Origin of the sequence: Agarivorans sp. OAG1, from assembly GCF_037076485.1 — a bacterium.
GTDB classification, from domain to species: domain Bacteria; phylum Pseudomonadota; class Gammaproteobacteria; order Enterobacterales; family Celerinatantimonadaceae; genus Agarivorans; species Agarivorans albus.
This window is the reverse complement of the sequence record NZ_AP028990.1, coordinates 1287830-1307864: the sequence shown is the minus strand read 5'-3', so window position 1 is coordinate 1307864 and position 20035 is coordinate 1287830. Positions and strand designations below refer to the sequence as shown.

Genomic DNA, 20035 nt, shown 5'->3' with positions numbered 1-20035 from the left:
TACGCGTTTATAAAAACACACTTGGGATTTCGTTTGGATAGCGCTCTTGAGCAGGCTGGTTGTAATCGATGTCAGACACACCCAATAAGTTAAGCACTTGGTACAGCGTTTTAGCTACGTGGCCAAAAGCAATACCAGCGTGGTGCGGATAGCGTTTCTCAACCAATACATGGCGGTAAAAACGTTGCATTTCTGGGATACCAAAGGCAGCAATTGCACCAAACGATTGCGGATCGATATCTAAGATATCACCTTGAGCCACATAAGCACAAAGCTTGGTGTCGGCAGTTGACTGCAAGCGGAATAAAGTAACTTCACCCGGCTTAATTTGACCTTCTAGGGTACCGCGAGTGATATCCGGTTCTTTGCCTGGTTCCATTAAGCTATGCATAATTTTTTGGAAGCGCAGTTGCGAATTTTTCATGCAGCTTGGCGCAGTATTACCACAGTGGAAGCCCATGAATAAGTCTTTCGCCGTATAGTTACCCATTACCGCTGCGTTAGCCTCAACCATGTCTTGTGGCACAGTGTTGTTAATGTCTAACAAGGTGGCTGGGTGGTTAGTGGCACAGGTGATCATGTACTCAGACAAGGCACCGTAAATATCCACTTCACAAGCAACCGGAATACCGCGCTGCGCTAAACGTGCATTTACGTAACATGGCACGAAGCCAAAGAACTTCTCAAACGACGGCCAGCACTTATTGGCAAACACCCCAAAAGTAGACGCGCCCATATTAGCCGCATGAAAATCTAGCAAGGCCGCTTCATACTGAGCAAGCTTTGGTAACAAATCTGGGTATGGGTTGTTATCACCAAGTTCCGCTTCCATCTCGGCAACAATTTTAGGAATGTCGGCATGGCCTTCGGCAGCTTGATAGATATCCAGTAAATCAAGCTCACTGTTTTCCATGATCTCTACGCCAAGATCAAACAAGGCTTTAATAGGCGCATTACAAGCCACAAAATCTTGTGGACGCGGGCCAAACGAGAAAATCTTAAGCCCTTGTAAACCCAAAATTGTGCGAGAAACCGGTACAAAATCGCCAATCATTTTGGCTACTTCACTTGGCGTGCCAACTGGGTATTCTGGAATATGCACAGCCAAGTTACGCAAACCAGCACTGTAAGAAGCATTTAATACGCCGCAGTATGCATCGCCGCGTGCATCTTTAAGCCCTGCGGTGGCTTCTTCGGCGGCAGCTACAAACATGGTTGGGCCAGCAAATCGCTGCGCCATAATGCTTAGTGGTCCTTCTGGGCCAAAGTTGCCTAAATAAATAACCAGTGAATTAATGCCTGCTTGCTCGGCTTCAGCTAAGGCTTTCACTACGTCGTTTTCATTTTCGATAATGGTTTGTAGCTCAACCACTTGAATGTCTTTTTCAGTACACGCTGCAGCCACCGCTTTGCGGCGCTGCTCAGACAATGAAAGTGGGAAACAATCGCGGCTAACCGCAACAATACCTAATTTTACTTGTGGGATATTTATCATCACTCGCTCCACGGGTGTTTGGTCTTTGACCTTGGTTTTAGCTTTTGTTTTATAGTTGCCCTAGTGTGAATGAGAGCGGTGCAGTAGATGAATTGATACGGATCAACAAAGGTTTCGCTTGCGAAATAACGAAATACTCATATTAAAAAGCGTTAGTGAGGAAAGTGGTTTACGACATACCAGCAACAAATTTGTTAAGGCAAATTACGACGCCTAGCCACCTAAAAAATAAGCCTAGCCCAAAGACGATACTTATCTCTAATAGCAGTTTATTTGCTAATATTGGCGGGTAAAAAGTACGGTTATTTTAGCCGTCCAAATTGATTCAAGTACTCTGAGAAAAATAATGATTGTAGAAAATGTGCGTGCTGAAGATTACCCAGAAATGCTTAGTCTTTGGGAAGACTCGGTGAGAGTAACTCACGACTTTATTACAGAAGATGATATTGAGTTCTTTAAACCTATCATCTTTGAGCAGGCCTTTCCTGCTGTAGCCCTGCGCTGCGTTAAAGATGCCAACGGTGCTATTATTGGTTTTATTGGCGCTAACGATGAAAAAATAGAAATGCTGTTTACTGCCAACTCTGCACGTGAGCAAGGCATTGGTAAGCTGTTGCTGCAATATGCTATCGACACCTTAAACTGCACTAAAGTAGATGTGAATGAGCAAAATCCAGCTGCGGTAGGTTTCTATCAACACATGGGATTTAAGCTTGTATCTCGCTCTCCTCTTGATGACATGGGAAAGCCTTTCCCCATTTTGCACTTAAGCCTTTAACTCATTAACTCAGAAGCTAGTAACGCTCTGCAGATCCGAAAAGCCCCGTAGCAACTTTACTTCGGGGCTTTTTGATTAAGCGCTTTGTTTAATAGACAAACAAGATGTGTAGCGCGTAGCTTGCTACATCGTTAGCACAATTTTACCTAAGAATTTTTTCTCTAAGAAAGTGGTTTGCGCAGCCACTATCTCTTTTAATGGGTAAGTATGCGCAACTAGCGGCGCGATATCTTCCCGCTCGATGTGAGCAATTAAATTACCAAAAACCTCCGGCTCTATCACCGTACAACCAAAGAAACTTAAGTCTTTTAAGTACAAGGTGCGAACGTCTAATTCCACCATGGCTCCGCCAATCGCGCCCGATACCGCGTAACGGCCTTTTGGCCTTAGAACCTCAAGCAACTGAGGGAACAAACTACCGGCAACTAGGTCAATGACTACGTCGACACTGTTCGCAGACATCACATCGCTAAGCTTGTCACTGCGCAGTACCACTTCATCAACGCCTAGCTCTTCAATCATTTGCTGCTTGCTTGGGCTAGTGAGCGCAAGCACATACGCGCCACGTGCTTTAGCCAATTGAATGGCCGCCGAACCAACACCACCGGAAGCACCAGTAATTAGTACCTTGTCACCCTGTTTAACCTTAGCGCGGGTCAGTAAGTTTTCTGCAGTAGAGTAAGAGCAAGGAAAAGACGCGAGCTCTGCATCACTATATTTACTGGTTATTTTGTAGGCATGGCTAGCCGCTACTTTAGTGTATTCGGCAAAGCCGCCATCACACTCCGAGCCAAAGTACCAAGCTTGCTCTAGCGCTTTGCCATTCGCTTCCGTTAAACAAGGCTCAATAAGTACCCGTTCTCCTACTCTACTTGCATCAACCTGCTCGCCTACGGCCACAATATAGCCACACACATCGGCACCTTGAATACGCGGAAACTGCAAAGCCTCACTCGACCAAGAGGCGTCATCGGCCTTGTCACTTTTCGAATACCAACCAATGCGGGTATTAATATCGGTATTGTTTACCCCGGCGGCCGCGACTTTAATTAATACATCACGCGCGCCAATAATCGGCATTGCTACATCGCTGCGATAGCTCAGTTTATCGGTATCTCCGTGACCGGTCATATGCACGGCACACATTACATTTGGAAGAGTTGTCATTACGAATTACCTAAAAGTTGTTCTAAAGTGAGTTGAGCAGCTTCAAAGCTGGGAGCACCAATTACCGGCCAAGCAGCGCTTACCCCCTCGTGCAGCAAAAAGATTTGCATGGCTAGCGCTTCATCGCCACAGCACGTTTCAAACAGGGCTAACAAATCTTGCTTATGTTGCTTTACTGCCTCGCTAATTAAAGTGTTATCGGGATACGCTGCCAAAGCACTCATCGACATGCACCCGCTGGGTGCTTGAGTTTGCATCCACTGTTCTAGTTGCCTAAATATTGCCAACAGATTGTCTTTTCGCGAGTTTGTTTGCTCAGCTGAAAGCAACGCCAAATAGCGAGCATGTCTATGCTGCAAAGCGCCAATTACCATCGATTCTTTAGAAGGATAATAGCGATATAAGGTTCGCAAGCTTACCCCAGAGGCCTTTTGCAATTTAGCAACACTAGGCTCGGTAAACCCATAGTCGCTAAATGCCCGCTCAAGTTGTTCAGCAATTTGTTGTTCAAGCATTGACGTTCTCAAGTAGAGTGTTCATTCTACTGGCAATGGTAGAATAAACACTCTACCGAGGTCAACAGAACATTTAAGCCAGAGGCACTATTGGGGTCGGGGTAGAGGTGAAGGTAAAGGTGGTGCTTGCGTTAACTGATTGAGATAAAGGTGAAAAGCTGCAGCTTATTTAGGCTCGGGTAAAACTGGGGGCGTACTGTCCATATAAGTTAAAAAGTTTGACCAAATATCGTGAGTTCGCTGCTTAGTTAAGGCCGTTTTACAAGAGATAGCCATAACACCTCGAATCGAGCCTTCTCGCCATTGTGTATAAATAGAGTCACAATGAGAAGACATATAAGCTTCCCAATCCGTTTGAGCTGCCTTAATAGCAATTATCAACTCAGGATCATAAGCATTGTGCTTAAAGCTAGCTTGCAAATACTGGCTTAACTTTGCATCTGCTGCTTCCAACTCAATAGCAGCACACTTATTAGTGTAGAAGGTAGAAATAGCATTTTCACAATCAAGAGGTTCATCCGCTGCTCCAATGGCAAACGAAAAACTCAACAAAGTTAATAAGATGTACTTTTTCATCATTTTGTATTCAACCAATTCTTGTTTAACAAATCACATCGCTTAATAGACAACAGATATAAATTCGCGACACCGTTCGTCACGACAATCAATTACGCAATTTCCAGTGCTGACGAGTCATTCGGTACAAGCGCACCGGTCGCTTATGAAATTGCTGAAGACTGTATTCAACGAATCCAGCCTTTTCTGCCACCCTAATTGATCCAGCATGTTCTGGCTCGATAAGAACAACTACAGATTCACGCCTTTCTTGCTCGAAAACATACTCTATTACACCTTTAACCGCTTCTGTTGCAAAGCCGCGATGCCAATATGAACGTGCTAAACGGTAGCCTAAGTTGATCTCCTCAACGCCGCTGACTATCTCAGGTGAAACTCCACAAAAGCCTATAAACTTATCTGATATTTTCTCAACCAAAGCCCATGGGCCAAACCTATGAGACGAATAGCATTTTAAACACCAGCCTATAAAGTCTCGCGTAGCGTCTTCATCACAGACTCCACGAACTGAATACTTCATAACTTCTGGGTCACGTAGTATTTCAGCTAAAGCCGTAAGGTCTTGATAAGATAATGGCCTTACTACCAACCTCGGTGTTTCAAATGGTTTCACTAAGTTCTCTTTGAATATATCGCTGCAATTTGGAGGACAATTTTTTCATCTAAGAGCTTATCCTCATTCGGAACAAGCTAATAAAATGCAGATTATCACTTTTAATCTTTATCGGCTGCTTTAGCCAATAAAAAAGCCATAGTACTGTTAAGGCGTTATGGCTTAACAGCACTATGGCTTAGCTATTTGTGGTAGCGGGCCTACTTGTAAAACGCTTCCACTTCGCCTTTAAGTTTAATGAGCATTGGCTGGCCAAAACGGTCTTTAGCTTTAGTTGAAGGGATTTTTACCCAACCTTCGCTAATGCAGTATTCTTCAACGTCGGTGCGCTCTTTGCCATTAAGTTTAATGCCAATATCGTGCTCAAAACACTCTGCAACATGGAAAGGGCTGCGAGGGTTGCCCGCAAGATGATCTGGCAAAGCAGGTTTAGCGTTGTTGTCGCTCATGTTAACTACCTGAAATACGTAAAAAGTGCGTCATTGTAGACAATGCCAGCGCTAGACTCAATAAATGGAAACATCACGCTAAGCTCTCTTGCCAGTGCTAGCTGCCAGACTCTGACGCTAAGGAAGTTGGGTTACTAGAAGGTTTTTTAGCTGCAAAAAAATCGCAGGCTTGACGATCAGCCATGGTTGGCTGTTCCCATGCTCCACAAAAATCTTTTTGGTTTTCACGTGTTCGGGTAAATTGCCTGCATTGTCCGCACTTGCTCATACTCTATTCCTTGAGGTTAAAACACCCCAAGAGGCTAAGTAATAAAGCGCTATAAGCTTTTGATATGAGTCAACATATTCTTATTCAAGTAAAAGTGATTTAAGCGCCTTGCGAATAAGTGTGTCGGTTATTTCGCTGCTTACTACACGTGCAGCTAACAAACCCAGTACACCAGCTAAGGCTAAGATCCAAATGGTTAAACCAAAGAGTGCATAGCTGCCACCAAGCAATAGCAACAATAAACCTAAACGCACTAAATGAGTAATCAGCGGAAATACTGGTAAAGGACTGGAAGCATTAATCTGCTCACAAGCCTGCTCTAACAAGTCAAACTGCTTATCTCTTTCTAGATGAGCAATTTCTTCGAAATAATCTATGTAAGGTTTAACGTCCATGTTTACTCTAGCGATAGGGGTATAGAACCCATTTTACAATAAACTACGAGGATTATCGCCGCCTACGATTAATGTGTAAAAAGCAGTGTAGATGGTTGCACTTGAGTAAAATTTTTTACCAGCCTGCTAGTATCTAGTCACAGCCCAAACTAAGGTAAGCAAGGCAAAGAACTAAGCTTTGCCTTCTGCCATAAAATCACTTTTGAGTTTGATACAAAGCAACTCGTTGCTCGAGCGAAAGCATGGTATTAGCGACTTTCTCAGCGGTGTCGGCAAGCAACTGGCTTTGCTCAATTAACACGGTATTTTTGTCTCTTATCTCATTAATACTTTGTTCTATTTGGTTACAAGCATCGGTTTGTTCGGTGGTGCTATTAGCTATTTGGGTATTCACATCGCGCATATCACTTACGCTCTGATTAATCTGAGAAAGAGTGCTACCGCCAGACTCAATTTTGGCTTTAGACTCATCGGAATACACCAGCCCTTTTTGCATTGAATCCACCACTTGCGAAGCGTTAGTTTGCAAGGTATCGATGATTTGATTAACCTCGCCGGTCGATTGCTGGGTTCTAGCTGCCAATGCCCGCACTTCATCAGCCACTACCGCAAAACCGCGCCCTAACTCGCCTGCACGGGCGGCTTCAATGGCTGCATTTAAGGCCAGCAAATTAGTTTGTTCCGATATCGCTTTAATCACTTCGATAACTGCATTAATTCCCTGAACATTTTCGTTAAGTTGGCTGGTATAAACTTCCGAATCACTAAGCAAGCTATTTAATGTTTGCGTAGCAGCTACCGATTCATCTACATCTTTTGAGCCAGACTGAATTTGCGTCTCTACAGATTCCGCCGCATTTGCCGCATTGCTGGCATTATCAGACACGTTACGCGCCGAATGAGATAACTGCACAGAGGCGCTAGCGACAGAATCACTTTGCTGCATTTGCTGCATAACAATTTCTTTGGTTTCGCTACTTTGCTGGTTTAGCCCACTCACTAAATTATTTATATCCACAATAGACTGTTTTAAGTCGCTAAACAGCTCATTGAATTCGGTTATTAAAGTATTAAATGCAATCACTGTGGGGTGCTCAGTATTGCTGGTAATAGTGGCGGTAAGGTCTTTATTTTCGGCCAACTTATCGACGGCCAAAATAACCGAGTTCGATACCTTCGCATCCTTAGCCATGTTGATCGCGTAAAAAATCAGTACCCCGCTTTCTACCACCACAAAAGCTGCATGCACAAAAGCCGTTCCCCAAGAACAACCAGTGCTATATAAAATCACTGGTATACCGCCCAAGCTCGCATCATTTAGCTGTAAAGCAGTAAACACCAAGTGATGCACTGCAATTAATCCCGCTGCAGCCACCACCGGTAACCAATCTTTGTAGATCAATACAAACGCCAAGGCGGCAAAGATATGAAAATGCATTTCTAATCGGCCCAATTGGGCCTGAATCATTACCATGGAATACACCATCAGCAACATGGCATTTATGCAAGAAGACAAGCGAGTGCCGCGCATATACGTATAGTTAAGCAAGGCTACAATAGAGATGAGCACCGACATGGTTAGCGCAAAAGAATGGCTTGCGTAACCAATAGGTACCAGCAGCCCTACTACCGGTAAATGAGCCAGCAGAATATACAGCACCTGCTTGTCGGCTAGCTGTGCGGAGTTAGAAATCATAATAAATCACCTTGTTGCAATAACTTAAAATCGGTAACTACCTGGCTAATATCAAGGTTTTGCTGGGTATACACCAAGCTCACTTCACCTAGAGGGTTAAGCAGGTACAAGTATGCTGAATGGTCAACAACCTGCTGGTCGAAACTGGTTGAGACGTAACCTGGAAAGCGTTGTGAGACCTCGATTGATTGCTGAAAATCAGCAACCTGACGAAACTCCACCTTGTTTAACATCGCAGAGCTAAAGGTCTGGTGAGTGGCAGCCACGACTAAATCAATATACAAAAACTGGGCGCCCTGTAATGCAGCATCATCGGCTAAGGCTGCTAGATTGAGTAACTGGCGAGGGCACGCCTGACTACACCCCTGGAAGCCCAAAAACAAATAGGTATATTTGCCTTGGTAATCATTCAGCTCACCCTGCTGATTTAGCAAAATATTGTAAGCCTGAGCTTGGCTAAGTTGCCCATAAAAATCGCCAGTTTGGGAAACTGGTTTTACAAATGGCAACGCAAAAGCAAACATAACTGGGCAAACAGACAGTAAAAGTGCCCTAAATTTAACGAGATACTTGTTCATCATTTCAGCTTAGTTGCAGCCAGACTAGTAACCCAGTTATCAGTAAGCGAGTTTTTGAACTGTCTCTCATTTTTTAGCGAGGCAATAGCCATGCGAATAAAGGCCATAGAGAAAAGAAAAAGCGAATGTCCAGCACTCGCTTGTTAATGGAGACGTTGATTTAAACTATCGCTGCCAAGCACCTGCTGCATGAGCTTCCGCTGCATAGCTAGAAAATGATTTAGGTTTGCGCCCCAAAGCTTGCTCGACCCCCTTGCATAAATGGCTATTTCGACCATCCATTACCGACCCAAATAACTCCTTCATTAGCCATAGCATGTCTGCTGGCATGCCTTGGTTTTTTAGCGCTTCAACAAACTGACTTACGCTAATTTCGATAAACTCAATGGGCTTATTTTGCGCTTGAGCAACTTGCGTCACGCAGTCGCGCAGAGTTAATAACTCGGGACCCGTTACTTCATACAGGGTATTTGCTAAAGCAGGTTTAGTTAAACAAGCTACCGCCACCTCGGCAATGTCGTCTACATCAACAAAAGGTTCGAGCACGTCTGCGGCGGGTAAAGCAACTTGCCCAGCTAAAACAGACTCTATTAAAAAGCCCTCGCTAAAGTTTTGCGAAAACCAACTGGCTCGCACTACATTCCACTTTAAACCGCTATTAATAAGTTGCTGCTCTGCCTGCTCGGCGCCTTGTTCACCTCTTCCCGATAGCAACACTAGGTGTTTTATGCCGGCTTTTTTAGCCTGTACGATAAACTCCGCAATGTGTTGTTTCGCGGCGGGAACCGCCAGATCGGGTTGGTAAGTTACGTAAGCAGACTCGCAACCCTGCATTGCCTCTAGCCAAGTATCTGGTTTGAGCCAATCAAAAGCTGTAGAGCTTGAGCGGGAAACACCGCGAGTACTTATGCCTTTAGCTTGCAGTAGTGATTCTACGCGACGTCCGGTTTTACCTTTTGCGCCAATAATTAAGGTGGTTGCTGTCATCTTGTGCTCCTAAATACTTGTTGAAGACCTAGTGTGTTAATCACCTATTTAGTATTTGATAAAGCAACTGGATGTTTAATGCCCTTAAAGCTACAATTTTTAACTATTCGTCCAAATTAGCGAGATTAAGGGTTATGTCCATCAATCAGGTATTTTTTCCTACTGCTAACGACCCTTTGGGAGAAACGCTGCATCAACTGCGGGTAGATGGCGGTTTGTATTGTCGCTCGGTGTTGCGCGGGGACTGGTCTATCTCTATGCCGCTTTTGCCTGGCAAGTTGATGTTTCACATAGTGACTAAAGGCCAGTGCTGGTTGTGTATTGCCAATCAAGCTCCGCAACAACTAAAACAAGGCAGTTTGGTATTAATACCGCATACACTTGGTCATACCTTAACGAGCAATCCTCAACTAAGCCCCACGCCATTGTTTGAGTCTGGGGTAAAACGCCTAAGTGAGAGATACGAAACCTTAGAGATTAACCTAAGCGGCGAGTTAACAGAGGTAACCTGTGGTGTGCTCGGCTTCGACCAGCTGGCGGCGCAACAACTCATTCAGCAATTGCCGCCAGTATTAAGCCTGCACCAAAGTGAGTTAGAACACCCGCAATGGCTTACCAGTACCCTTGACCTTATTACCGCTGAAGCGCAGCTACTTAAACCAGGCGGGGAAACCATCATTACCCACTTGGCCGATATTTTGGTGATACAGCTCATCCGCCATTGGCTTGAGCAAGCGCCACAAGCCAGTGAAGGTTGGTTGGGAGCATTACGCGATAAACAAATAGGCATCGCCTTACGGGCGATTCACCACCAACCAGAAAAAAGCTGGACGGTGGCTAGCCTAGCTCAAGAGTGTGGTATGTCGCGCTCAGGGTTTTCTGCCCGCTTTAGCCAACTCATTGGCAACAGCGTTAAAAACTACCTCACTCAATGGCGAATGAATCTCGCTCATCAGCGCTTACAGCAACAGCATGTTCCTTTAATTGAACTGGCCGAAGAGCTCGGCTATAACTCTGAAGCGGCATTTTCTCGGGCGTTTAAGCGGGTAATTGGTGTCTCTCCCGGTAAAGTGCTTTAACTAACGTAAAGGTTTGTTGACTCTAGTATTACGTCACACTATCGCCAGAGATTAGGCAGGTTTACACATCTTTACACTGCAGCTGTTAGTTTAAAAAAAAGGAATTTTTAAGGTACACGTCAGTGATGATAAAACAGTTTGCTACTCAACTTGGTTTGGTACTTTTGCTCGGTGCTTGTGGTGGCGATGGTGAAACAAGCTCAAGTGAAGATAATACAGAAGTTGCCCCTCCTATCACCGAGCCAGAATCGGCACTAAACTTACCCGAAGCGCATTTTAATTACGCCAATATTGCCCTACCCACTCACTACACTGAAAACAACTTTCCGGCGCAATCTCAGTTTCAACATGCCGCCATCGAGTTTGACAATACACCGGTAGACAACCCCGTTACCGATGCTGGCGCCACCTTAGGCCGAGTACTTTTCTACGATAAAAAGCTAAGTGCCAACGGCACGACAGCCTGCGCATCTTGTCATTTAGCGGAACATGGCTTCTCAGACCCGCGAGTGCAAAGCATTGGTTTTGATGGCGAACTAACCCGCCGTCATTCAATGAGTATTGTTAACGCACGTTTTTACTTTAGTGGCACGTTCTTTTGGGACGAGCGAGCAGCAACTTTAGAAGAACAAGTGCTTATGCCATTTCAAGATCCAATAGAAATGGGGCTGATCCTCGCAGAGCTAGAAGAAATAGTTTCCAACCAAACATACTACCCTGCACTGTTTAACGATGCCTTTGGTGATGAGAGCATTTCCAGTGACCGTATTGCTAAAGCCTTAGCCCAATTTGTAAGAAGCATGGTAAGTACTACTGCCAAATATGATGTAGCCAGAAGTGAGGTGCTATCACCACGTGTTGATTTCCCAGGTTTTAGCGCCCAAGAAAACCTGGGTAAAGATCTCTTCTTGTTACCGAGAGAAAATGAAAATGGAGATAGTGCCAATTGCGCGGGTTGCCATGTTAGTGAGGCATTTGTAGGCCCAATACCCAATGGCCCAGTACTTAGAACTACCGCCACGGTAAATGGACTAGATGCGATATCCACCGATGATTTAGGTATTGCAGAAACAACCGGCAATACCAACGACAGCGGAAAATTTAAAGCGCCTTCACTGCGCAACATTGCTATTCGTCCGCCCTATATGCACGACGGCCGTTTTGCTAACTTAGAGCAAGTGATCGATCATTACAGCAGCGGCATTCAACTACACCCAAACCTAAGAGCACCACTGTTAGACTCAAATGGCCAAGCCTTCCAATTCAACTTTGATGAAGAGGAGAAGCAAGCTCTCATCGCCTTCTTAAATACCCTTACCGACCATGAGATGTTGGCTGATGAAAAATACAGTGACCCATTTAATTAGGCACTAAATGTTTACATGGCGCGCATTGTAGATATAAGCATTCTGGTATTCACAACATCACTCACTGCTATATACTGCGCGCCCTTATTGATTGACAACTGCCTTGGTAAAACCACTTATAATACCAATGCAGCTAATGGAGATTTACCTTTGAAAAGATTCATTTCAGCTATCGCGCTTAGCGCCCTAATTTCTGCTCCTGCCTTTGCCGAATCCCCCGTAATGTTCTCAACTATTAACGGCTACAACGCGCCTGATTCAGATGCTGTTGGCGGCGTACGTTTATCAGTACTTCATGGTCAAGTAGACGAAGTAAGAGGTGTAGACTTCTCGGTATTAGGTATGTCTGAAACCAAGCGCACCATCGGCATTAACTTTGGGCTATTTTTTGGTGGCGCTAAAGTAACCGAAGAAATGAAAGGAGCATCTTTAGGTTTATTTAACTGGAATACCGGCTCAACTACCGGTGTTAACTTGGCCGCAGTAAACATTACTAACGATGTAAACGGCCTAAACTGGAGTGCGGTAAACGTATCAGAAGGGTACACCAAAGCAGACTTAGGTTTGGCCAGCATTTCAGAAAAGTCTAACTTCCAGTTAGGTGTATTTAACATGACCAAAGAAATCGACGGCGTTCAAATTGGCTTAATCAACTGTGCCGACAATGGCTTCTTTAAGTGCTTCCCAATCTTGAATTTTGCTAAATAAACTCTGCAAAGCTTAATAGCCAAGTTTAATCCTAGGCCAGCCTATTTGCTGGCCTTTTTATTTCCGTGAATCTCACATCACATAATCCAATAATATTCTGTATTACTTGTATTCCAATCAGTAACATACACGCTTGTGTAAACTAAAAAATAAACCCCACTTGCCTAAGCACTAAGCGCCTTAGGCTCGGATAACGGCCAGCATGTACTTACACTTAGGGATTAAGAAACGAAACGCCAAACGGATTGGCTACAGCCGAGATTACTGTAATTACTGTGAGAAACCAGTGATTGCCGAGCTGTGGCGTTATCGCGCTTGGCTAGGTTTGTTTTGGATCCCCATTTTACCGTTAAACAAAAGGCAGCATTGGCTTTGTAGCGAATGTAATAATCAAACCGATAGCCGCTACACCAATGGTTTAGTTTCAAAAGTGGTGATTTTGTTATTTTCGCTGTTCGTAACCGGCTTACTATTTGACCCAGAAGCACCGCAATACAGTGACTATATTTGGTGGCTGCGTGGCTTAAGCTTTGCCATCAACATCTTATGCTTTGTTTGGTTGCTTAAACACAAAAAGCGCCCTAGCCACAAACAACGTCGAGCCAAGCTAGAACCACTAAAGGCTGCCCATTGCCACTTCTGCCAAGGCCCTTTGTACATTGGTTTAGAAACCCGCTGTGATGCCTGCCAACTAAAGGTTTACAAAACCGTTAAAGACGCAACAAAGTTAAGTGCTAAGCGCCCTTATTAAACCTGCTTAACAAGGCTTACAAAGTGACAATTGTTACACACTTCAAAGACTAAGCTTTGCTATTCTAAGCACTTGAAGTCATCGTTATATGAGCAGCACTATCAAGCTTATATTGGGCTTAATCACGCAGTACAAAATAGTTAGCGAAACGCTGGCTACAACCAAGGCTCAGCAATGCAAACGCAAACAAACAACCATGCGCACAACGCCACCCCAAACTCTGCGCAGCCACAGAAAAAAGCTAAAAACCTGCGCATATTGTTTGAGTTAATTGCTTTTATTCGCCCCTATAAAGTTAAGGTGGCAGGGGCTTTACTTGCGCTAATCTTCACCGCCTCTCTCACCCTCTCGGTGGGTTACGGGGTGCGCATTTTAATTGATGAAGGCTTCGCCCAGCAGTCGCAACAAGAGCTGGGTAATGCCATTCAATTTATACTTATGGTCACCCTGCTCATTTCTATTGGCACCTTTTTTCGTTTTTACTTAGTGTCTTCGGTGGGAGAGCGAGTAAGCGCCGACATAAGGCTAGCCGTGTTTAACCACGTAATTACCTTGCACCCAAGCTACTTTGAAACCAACGGCAGCGGCGACATTATGTCGCGCATCACTACCGACACCACCTTATTGCAAAGCATTATTGGCTCGTCATTTTCCATGGCTATGCGCAGTGCCTTAATGTGTGTGGGCGCAATAATCATGCTGTTTGCCACCAATATAAAGCTCACCCTTATTGTATTAGCCTCGGTGCCCTTTATCTTGGTTCCTATCCTGATTTACGGCCGACGTGTTAGAGCCCTCTCACGCCAAAGCCAAGACTCAATGGCCGATGTAGGCAGCTACGCAGGCGAAGCCATTGAGCAAATAAAAACGGTGCAGAGTTACAGTAACGAAGCCCAAGAAAGCGCGCTATTTTCAAAAGAAGTAGAAAAGGCCTTTGAAGTAGGCAGACAGCGAGTTAAACAACGTGCCATCTTAATCTCTGGCGTCATCGTGATTGTATTTGGTGCCATTGCCGGCATGTTGTGGGTAGGCGGAAGCGATGTAATAAACGGCGTGATGTCGGCTGGAGATTTAGCCGCCTTTGTGTTTTATGCCATTATGGTTGCGTCTTCCTTGGCGACCATTTCAGAAGTATTAGGCGAATTACAACGCGCCGCAGGTGCCACCGAACGTTTGATTGAAATTCTACAAGTAAAAAGCCACATTACCGCACCTAGTCAAGACCTTACCTCAGCTAACGGGTTAAGCGCCGAAGTGGCCTTTAAAGATGTCACATTTCACTACCCTTCTAAGCCCGATATTGCAGCAACAGAGCAACTCACATTAAAGGCAGATAAAGGCAAAGTACTGGCACTAGTTGGGCCATCGGGCGCTGGTAAAACCACCCTGTTTGAACTGCTGCAACGCTTTTACGACCCGCAAATAGGCGAGGTAAGTTTAGGCGGCGTAAACATTCGCCAACTAGAACCTGCAGCGCTACGCCAACACATGGCCTTAGTGCCACAACACCCAGCCCTGTTTAGCAGCGACGTATTCCACAACATTCGTTATGGCAATCCCGATGCCAGCGACGAACAAGTATTAGAGGCAGCAAAAAAAGCCCACGCTCATGAATTTATTAGCCAATTACCACATGGCTATAACAGCTTTTTGGGCGAGCGAGGCGTGCGATTATCTGGCGGCCAACGCCAGCGTATTGCTATCGCCAGAGCCATATTAAAGAACCCAAGTATATTGTTGCTGGACGAAGCCACCAGCGCTCTAGACAGCGAAAGCGAACACCACGTTCAGCAAGCCCTGCAAGAGTTAATGAATAAGCGAACCACCTTAATTATTGCTCACCGCCTCTCAACCATTCAGCACGCCGACAAAATCGCAGTAATGGACCAAGGCCGCTTAATTGATGTTGGCGATCACCAATCTCTGCTGCAAAGCTGCCCGCTATATCAACGCTTGGTAGAGTTGCAGTTTAAGCATCAACTGTAACTAAATTAGCTAAGCCCTAGCCTTAGGAAAAACTTATAGGCTCACACAGTGTTATTGGTTTTAAGCCATTTTTAAGCCTTTAGTGCGCTAAGTTTTACGTTTCTAGACTTGATGTGAACAAATTTCAAGCATATTATCAGCCACTTAAACTTATTGATAAAACACGCATTATATTAATAATACATGCGGATTCGACTCAAAAGTGTATTGAGTCGTACTCGTTTATCTTCAATAAATTCTAATAATTAGTCGCGCGAGTTCTCACTTATTTAAGGTGATAAACACGCATGGGGCTAAGCAAATGTAATTTGACTAAATTTAGGCTTTACGAATAGGGTTATTAATGAATCACTTGTCACCAAAATCACTTCTAGTAGTTGTTTCACTTCTATTTGTCGGCACTTCCTATGCTGAAGTATTCATGTGGACCGATAGCCAAGGTGTAGTTCACTTTGGGGGGCAGTCGCCTAGTGAAGGAACATCAGAAAATGTTGTCGTCGATGTTGTGAAACCCTCATCAGTCGAGAGTAACGAGCCAAAAATCAAGCAAAAAGAAATTGTAATGTATGGAGTTAAATGGTGTGGGTACTGTGAAAAAGCTAGAGCTTACTTTAAGCAGGAAGGCCTTCAATTTGTCGAGTATGACGTAGAGAGCCGCCCAAGTAAAATGCGTGAATTTAAGAAGCTAGGAGGAACCGGGTATCCTCTGATCTTAATAGGAGAAGATGAGCAAATGACTGGGTTTAGTGTTTCTCGTTTTGAGCGTATCTACAAAATATAAACAGTAAGCGTAAAGATCTATATTTGGCACTTCAAGTACGCTATATTTTGCGCGTTAATCCTTGAGATGAAAAATTGAGACACAATATCAAACACTTATCCTAGCACTTAGTTAGATAATAGGTTTGTTAATTGTGCATGCGCACTATATAAATGTTATTAGGTAAAGATGATTAACCTCAAAAAACACTATTTAGCTTTAATGTCGTTATCTGTCTTATCGGTTTTAAGTGTTTACTACTGGTCCATTAAGTACCATTTGGCAGCCGGAAGTCCTAACAGGCACGAATTGCTTCAAGGTGAAGCCATTGTGCAATTATACACTGCGCCGTTTTGGTTGGGGTTAATTGGAATTGTTTTAATTAGTTTTCGCCAGTTTTCAATAGCTAAAATAGCACTTGGTTTCCTGCCGTTTACATTAATAGTTTTACCTACAATTTTACGTGCGCTTTAGTTGCCCTACAACAAGCAGTTGTAGTTAAAGTTCAAATCTCTTGCTTCGAACGTGAGCTTTGGACTCATAAACTAGCTTCAAAAAATGGACGTTACGGATTTCCATATGACACACTCTATTTTAACAATCTTGATTAGTTTGATGTGCAGCTTAGCTGGTTTTTATTTGGGGCCACAGGCCATCAAATTTAGGCTTTTAGCCTATAAAGAATCCTCACTAATTAAATCTGCCGTTGGCCAGCTATTTGCTCTTGCATTCGGGTTTAGTTTATATGTTCCTGTATTTTACGCTTTAAGAGCTGAGCCTAAAAGTTTAGCTCTTATTTTGGGTATAGGTATATGGGTCATCGTCACTTCAATCTGCATGATGAAAACATATACTAAATACAAGCGAGTATTTAAATTTTTACAGAAAAAGAAACCCTAAAAAAGCCGTTAAAGGTGGCCTTGTTAACATTACTCTTTCTTTACGCTTTAACCTAAACTCTACAAACCAAGTGTTCATTCTTTGCTATAACCTCGTTGGCCCAAAGTCTTATAAGCTCACTTCATCTACCAAATACAATATCGATTGATACACCACACCGCTGTGTTGTGATAAGCCTATTTCGCAAGTTCGGCTATTGCTGTAGCCGCGGGTGCAGCCTTCTGGTACTTGTGCTTTAAGTGGGGCTAGCGCCGCTTGGTTTAACTCGGGAGTGGTAAAGCCTTTGTCCCCGGCCCAGCCGCAGCAATAGATATGCTCAGGCAGTATCGCTTGCTTAGCACAGCGCTTGGCAATGCTTAACAATGGGTCGAGCATGTCCATTCGCCGTGAACTACAAGTTAGGTGCAGCATAACCGGTTCATCAAGTTGGGCAATCTCTAACTTGTCTAGCGCGTGCTGGTGAATAAAACCAATGGGTTCGTGAATATCCAGATCACGCTCAAACTGTTCTTTACTGCGTTTAGCACAAGGGCTAGTGTCCATAAGTACTGGCCAACGGCCATGTTCACTTAACTGCCATATCGTGTCTTCTAATTGCTGTGATTTACTGCTAGCAAGATCAAACATGCCTTTACTGTGATAAGGCATGCCGCAACATAGCTCGTCACCATTACCGGGAATAAGCACTTCGTAGCCAGCTTTTTCTAGCACACTGCAAGTCACTTCCAGCAAGGGGCGTGGGTCGATAGCATCGGCGGGCGGTGCCATAGTGCGCGAGGCACAAGACGGAATATACACCACCTTTTGTTTATGAAAGCGCGCTTGAGGTGGTTGATACTTGGCCCGACGCGGAAAACTAGGGTTCCAAGTAGGCACCTTACCCGCCGACACCTTAGTAATGCCTTTGCTAATGGCACCTAGGGCTTTGTCGCCCAGTATTTTATGGCCAAGCTCTGCCGTGCCTAAACCCAAGCGTGTCATTGTAGCTACGCTAGAAAAATGCTCCGCTGTCCAACGGGCAATGTTTTGATGTTTAGCATAGTGTTTTTCGCGCAGCTTACGCACCAAATCGCCGGTGTTAATGCCAACAGGACAACGATCGGCACACAAACCTACTGCTGCACAAGTATCTACGCCTTGGTACTTAAAGTCTTTTTCTAGCTCGGCCAAGCGCAGCGGCTTATCGCCATTTCGGCGTAATTCGCTTAATTCACGGTACAGAACAATGCGTTGCCGCGGGCTTAAACTTAGGCTGCGCGAGGGACAAACCGGTTCACAAAAGCCGCATTCAATACACTTATCCACTAGGTCATCGGCGGCTGGCATCGGTTTTAAGTTTGCTAAGTGGGCTTGGCTATCATCATTAAGAATAACACCGGGGTTAAGCAAACCTTGTGGGTCAAACAAGTGCTTAATTTGTTGCATTAGTGCAATGCCTTCGGCGCCCCACTCTAGCTCAACAAAGGGTGCCATGTTGCGGCCAGTGCCATGTTCGGCTTTTAGAGAGCCTTGATATTTAACCGCCACCAGCTGGCTGACTTCATCCATAAAACGGCCATAACGTGCCACTTCATCGGGGTCTTCGAAGCCTTGGGTGAATACAAAATGCAGGTTACCAGCTAGCGCGTGGCCAAAAATAATCGCTTCGTGATAACCATGTTTGGTGAACAATGCTTGCAGCTCGTTCACGCCATTGGCTAGGCGCTCTACTGGAAAAGCCACATCTTCGATAATTACCGTTGTGCCGGTTTCTCGCACTGCGCCCACAGCAGGAAACATGCCTTTGCGAATGGCCCACAAGGCAGCCGTTTCTGAAGATTTAGTGGTAAACGCAACCTCACCGATGCGGGGGAAATTAAGCAAACTGTCCATCACTTGTTGGCATAATTGGCTTAATTCATCGGCTTGGCTACCACGCGTTTCCACTAGTAAAGCGCAGGCTTGATTATCTAGGTCGGCGATAAACTTGGGCATACCCGCTTGGTTAGCCACTGATGCTAGCGCGCGGCCATCCATTAACTCCACTGCCGCAACCGCTTGCTTGGCTAATACTTCTACCGCTTTACAGGCCACATCACTATTTTCGAACACCAACAACGTTGAGGCTTTATGTGGATGCTCCACTACAGTGTTGTAGGTAAGCTCGGCGATAAAGGCCAAGGTACCCTCTGAGCCAATCATCAAGTGCTGCAAAATATCGAAGGGGTCGGTAAAGTCCACCAGCGCGTTTAAGCTATAACCCGTGGTGTTTTTTAGTCGATATTTATGGCGAATTTTGTCTGCTAAAGCGGTGTTTTGTTGGGTGGTTAGAGCCAACTCGCTCAGCTGATTTAACAAGCTAGCATGGCTTTGCTTAAAGGCCGCTACACTTTGTGGGTCAGCGGTATTAAGCACCGTTCCGTCGGTAAGCACCAAGGTAATTGATGCCATAGTGTGATAAGAGTTTTGAGCGGTGCCGCAACACATGCCCGAGGCATTATTGGCCGCAATGCCACCAATTTTACAGGCATTAATCGAAGCCGGGTCAGGGCCGATTTTTCGCTGAAAAGGCGCTAAATAACGGTTGGCGTCGGCGCCTATCACCCCTGGCTGCAGGCTAATCTTATTGCCATTATCCAATATTTTATGAGAGCGCCAATCATCACTAAGCAGAATAAGCACAGAATCACTGATCGCTTGCCCCGACAAACTGGTGCCTGCAGCACGAAAGGTATAAGGCAGCTGCAAATTAGCACAACTGGCCATTACTAATTGCAGTTGCTCTAAGGTGTTAACTTTAACCACCAGCTGCGGAATTAGGCGGTAAAAACTGGCGTCGGTTCCATAAGCTAAAGTTTGCGCTTCACTGGTCATTAGCTGCTCGGGAGCAAGCGTAAGTGACAAGTGCTCAAACAATTGTTGGTAAGGTCCGTCTAACTCGTTATGTGTTTGAGGCATATTTTTGGCTGCTCCACTGCTTCTGCTTGG

Annotated in this window: 21 protein-coding genes; 9 read left to right on the top strand and 12 right to left on the bottom strand. The window is 44.8% G+C overall.

The window, feature by feature from the left end:
- Window positions 1-7: 7 nt before the first annotated feature.
- Complete coding sequence (locus tag OAG1_RS06105) at window positions 8-1495, bottom strand: fucose isomerase (RefSeq protein WP_338624898.1); 1488 nt, start codon at window positions 1493-1495, stop codon at window positions 8-10.
- 346 nt (window positions 1496-1841) lie between these two features.
- Here OAG1_RS06105 and OAG1_RS06100 point away from each other — a divergent pair, with 346 nt between their 5' ends.
- Entirely contained in the window at window positions 1842-2273 is a 432-nt protein-coding gene (locus tag OAG1_RS06100; protein ID WP_338624895.1) for a GNAT family N-acetyltransferase, read from the top strand.
- 123 nt (window positions 2274-2396) lie between these two features.
- Here OAG1_RS06100 and OAG1_RS06095 read toward each other — a convergent pair whose 3' ends face one another.
- The 10 genes from OAG1_RS06095 to OAG1_RS06050 form a co-directional block, all read right to left on the bottom strand.
- Window positions 2397-3440: an alcohol dehydrogenase family protein gene (locus tag OAG1_RS06095; RefSeq protein ID WP_338624892.1), complete on the bottom strand. Its 1044-nt coding sequence runs from the start codon at window positions 3438-3440 to the stop codon at window positions 2397-2399.
- Entirely contained in the window at window positions 3440-3955 is a 516-nt protein-coding gene (locus OAG1_RS06090) for a TetR/AcrR family transcriptional regulator (RefSeq protein ID WP_338624889.1), read from the bottom strand. Before OAG1_RS06090 ends, OAG1_RS06095 begins: the two co-directional genes overlap by 1 nt.
- A 165-nt stretch (window positions 3956-4120) precedes the next feature.
- Entirely contained in the window at window positions 4121-4534 is a 414-nt protein-coding gene (locus OAG1_RS06085) for a lysozyme inhibitor LprI family protein (protein WP_338624887.1), read from the bottom strand.
- An 85-nt stretch (window positions 4535-4619) separates the two neighbouring features.
- Window positions 4620-5144 (bottom strand): GNAT family N-acetyltransferase, encoded by a 525-nt coding sequence (locus OAG1_RS06080; protein WP_338624884.1) that lies wholly within the window; start codon window positions 5142-5144, stop codon window positions 4620-4622.
- A gap of 200 nt (window positions 5145-5344) precedes the next feature.
- On the bottom strand, window positions 5345-5593 hold the full coding sequence (locus OAG1_RS06075; RefSeq protein WP_338624882.1) for a DUF3297 family protein: 249 nt from the start codon (window positions 5591-5593) through the stop codon (window positions 5345-5347).
- Window positions 5594-5690: 97 nt separating this feature from the next.
- Complete coding sequence (locus OAG1_RS06070) at window positions 5691-5861, bottom strand: hypothetical protein (RefSeq protein WP_338624879.1); 171 nt, start codon at window positions 5859-5861, stop codon at window positions 5691-5693.
- An 80-nt stretch (window positions 5862-5941) separates the two neighbouring features.
- Window positions 5942-6256 carry a hypothetical protein gene (locus tag OAG1_RS06065; RefSeq protein ID WP_338624877.1) on the bottom strand — a complete coding sequence of 105 codons (315 nt, stop codon included), beginning with the start codon at window positions 6254-6256 and terminating at the stop codon, window positions 5942-5944.
- 196 nt (window positions 6257-6452) lie between these two features.
- Window positions 6453-7952: a methyl-accepting chemotaxis protein gene (locus OAG1_RS06060; RefSeq protein ID WP_338624874.1), complete on the bottom strand. Its 1500-nt coding sequence runs from the start codon at window positions 7950-7952 to the stop codon at window positions 6453-6455.
- The gene (locus OAG1_RS06055) at window positions 7949-8530 is read right to left on the bottom strand and encodes an SCO family protein (protein ID WP_338624872.1); all 582 of its coding nucleotides are present in this window, start codon (window positions 8528-8530) and stop codon (window positions 7949-7951) included. Before OAG1_RS06055 ends, OAG1_RS06060 begins: the two co-directional genes overlap by 4 nt.
- A 165-nt stretch (window positions 8531-8695) precedes the next feature.
- Window positions 8696-9517, bottom strand: coding sequence for an NAD(P)H-binding protein (locus OAG1_RS06050; protein WP_338624869.1), 822 nt, complete (start codon window positions 9515-9517; stop codon window positions 8696-8698).
- Between the two features lie 134 nt (window positions 9518-9651).
- Between OAG1_RS06050 and OAG1_RS06045 the strand changes: the two genes are divergently transcribed.
- From OAG1_RS06045 to OAG1_RS06010, 8 genes are all read left to right on the top strand, one after another.
- Entirely contained in the window at window positions 9652-10596 is a 945-nt protein-coding gene (locus OAG1_RS06045; protein ID WP_338624866.1) for an AraC family transcriptional regulator, read from the top strand.
- Between the two features lie 125 nt (window positions 10597-10721).
- Entirely contained in the window at window positions 10722-11963 is a 1242-nt protein-coding gene (locus tag OAG1_RS06040) for a cytochrome c peroxidase (protein WP_338624863.1), read from the top strand.
- Between the two features lie 150 nt (window positions 11964-12113).
- Entirely contained in the window at window positions 12114-12671 is a 558-nt protein-coding gene (locus OAG1_RS06035; RefSeq protein ID WP_338624860.1) for a phaC PHA synthase, read from the top strand.
- 202 nt (window positions 12672-12873) lie between these two features.
- Entirely contained in the window at window positions 12874-13422 is a 549-nt protein-coding gene (locus tag OAG1_RS06030) for a hypothetical protein (protein ID WP_338624858.1), read from the top strand.
- Between the two features lie 174 nt (window positions 13423-13596).
- Window positions 13597-15408 (top strand): ABC transporter ATP-binding protein/permease, encoded by a 1812-nt coding sequence (locus OAG1_RS06025; RefSeq protein ID WP_338624855.1) that lies wholly within the window; start codon window positions 13597-13599, stop codon window positions 15406-15408.
- Window positions 15409-15751: 343 nt separating this feature from the next.
- On the top strand, window positions 15752-16189 hold the full coding sequence (locus OAG1_RS06020) for a glutaredoxin domain-containing protein (RefSeq protein WP_338624852.1): 438 nt from the start codon (window positions 15752-15754) through the stop codon (window positions 16187-16189).
- A 168-nt stretch (window positions 16190-16357) separates the two neighbouring features.
- Complete coding sequence (locus OAG1_RS06015; protein WP_338624850.1) at window positions 16358-16642, top strand: hypothetical protein; 285 nt, start codon at window positions 16358-16360, stop codon at window positions 16640-16642.
- A gap of 105 nt (window positions 16643-16747) precedes the next feature.
- The gene (locus OAG1_RS06010; RefSeq protein ID WP_338624848.1) at window positions 16748-17068 is read left to right on the top strand and encodes a hypothetical protein; all 321 of its coding nucleotides are present in this window, start codon (window positions 16748-16750) and stop codon (window positions 17066-17068) included.
- A gap of 108 nt (window positions 17069-17176) precedes the next feature.
- Here OAG1_RS06010 and OAG1_RS06005 read toward each other — a convergent pair whose 3' ends face one another.
- The gene (locus OAG1_RS06005; RefSeq protein ID WP_338624846.1) at window positions 17177-20005 is read right to left on the bottom strand and encodes an FAD-binding and (Fe-S)-binding domain-containing protein; all 2829 of its coding nucleotides are present in this window, start codon (window positions 20003-20005) and stop codon (window positions 17177-17179) included.
- Window positions 20006-20035 lie beyond the last annotated feature (30 nt).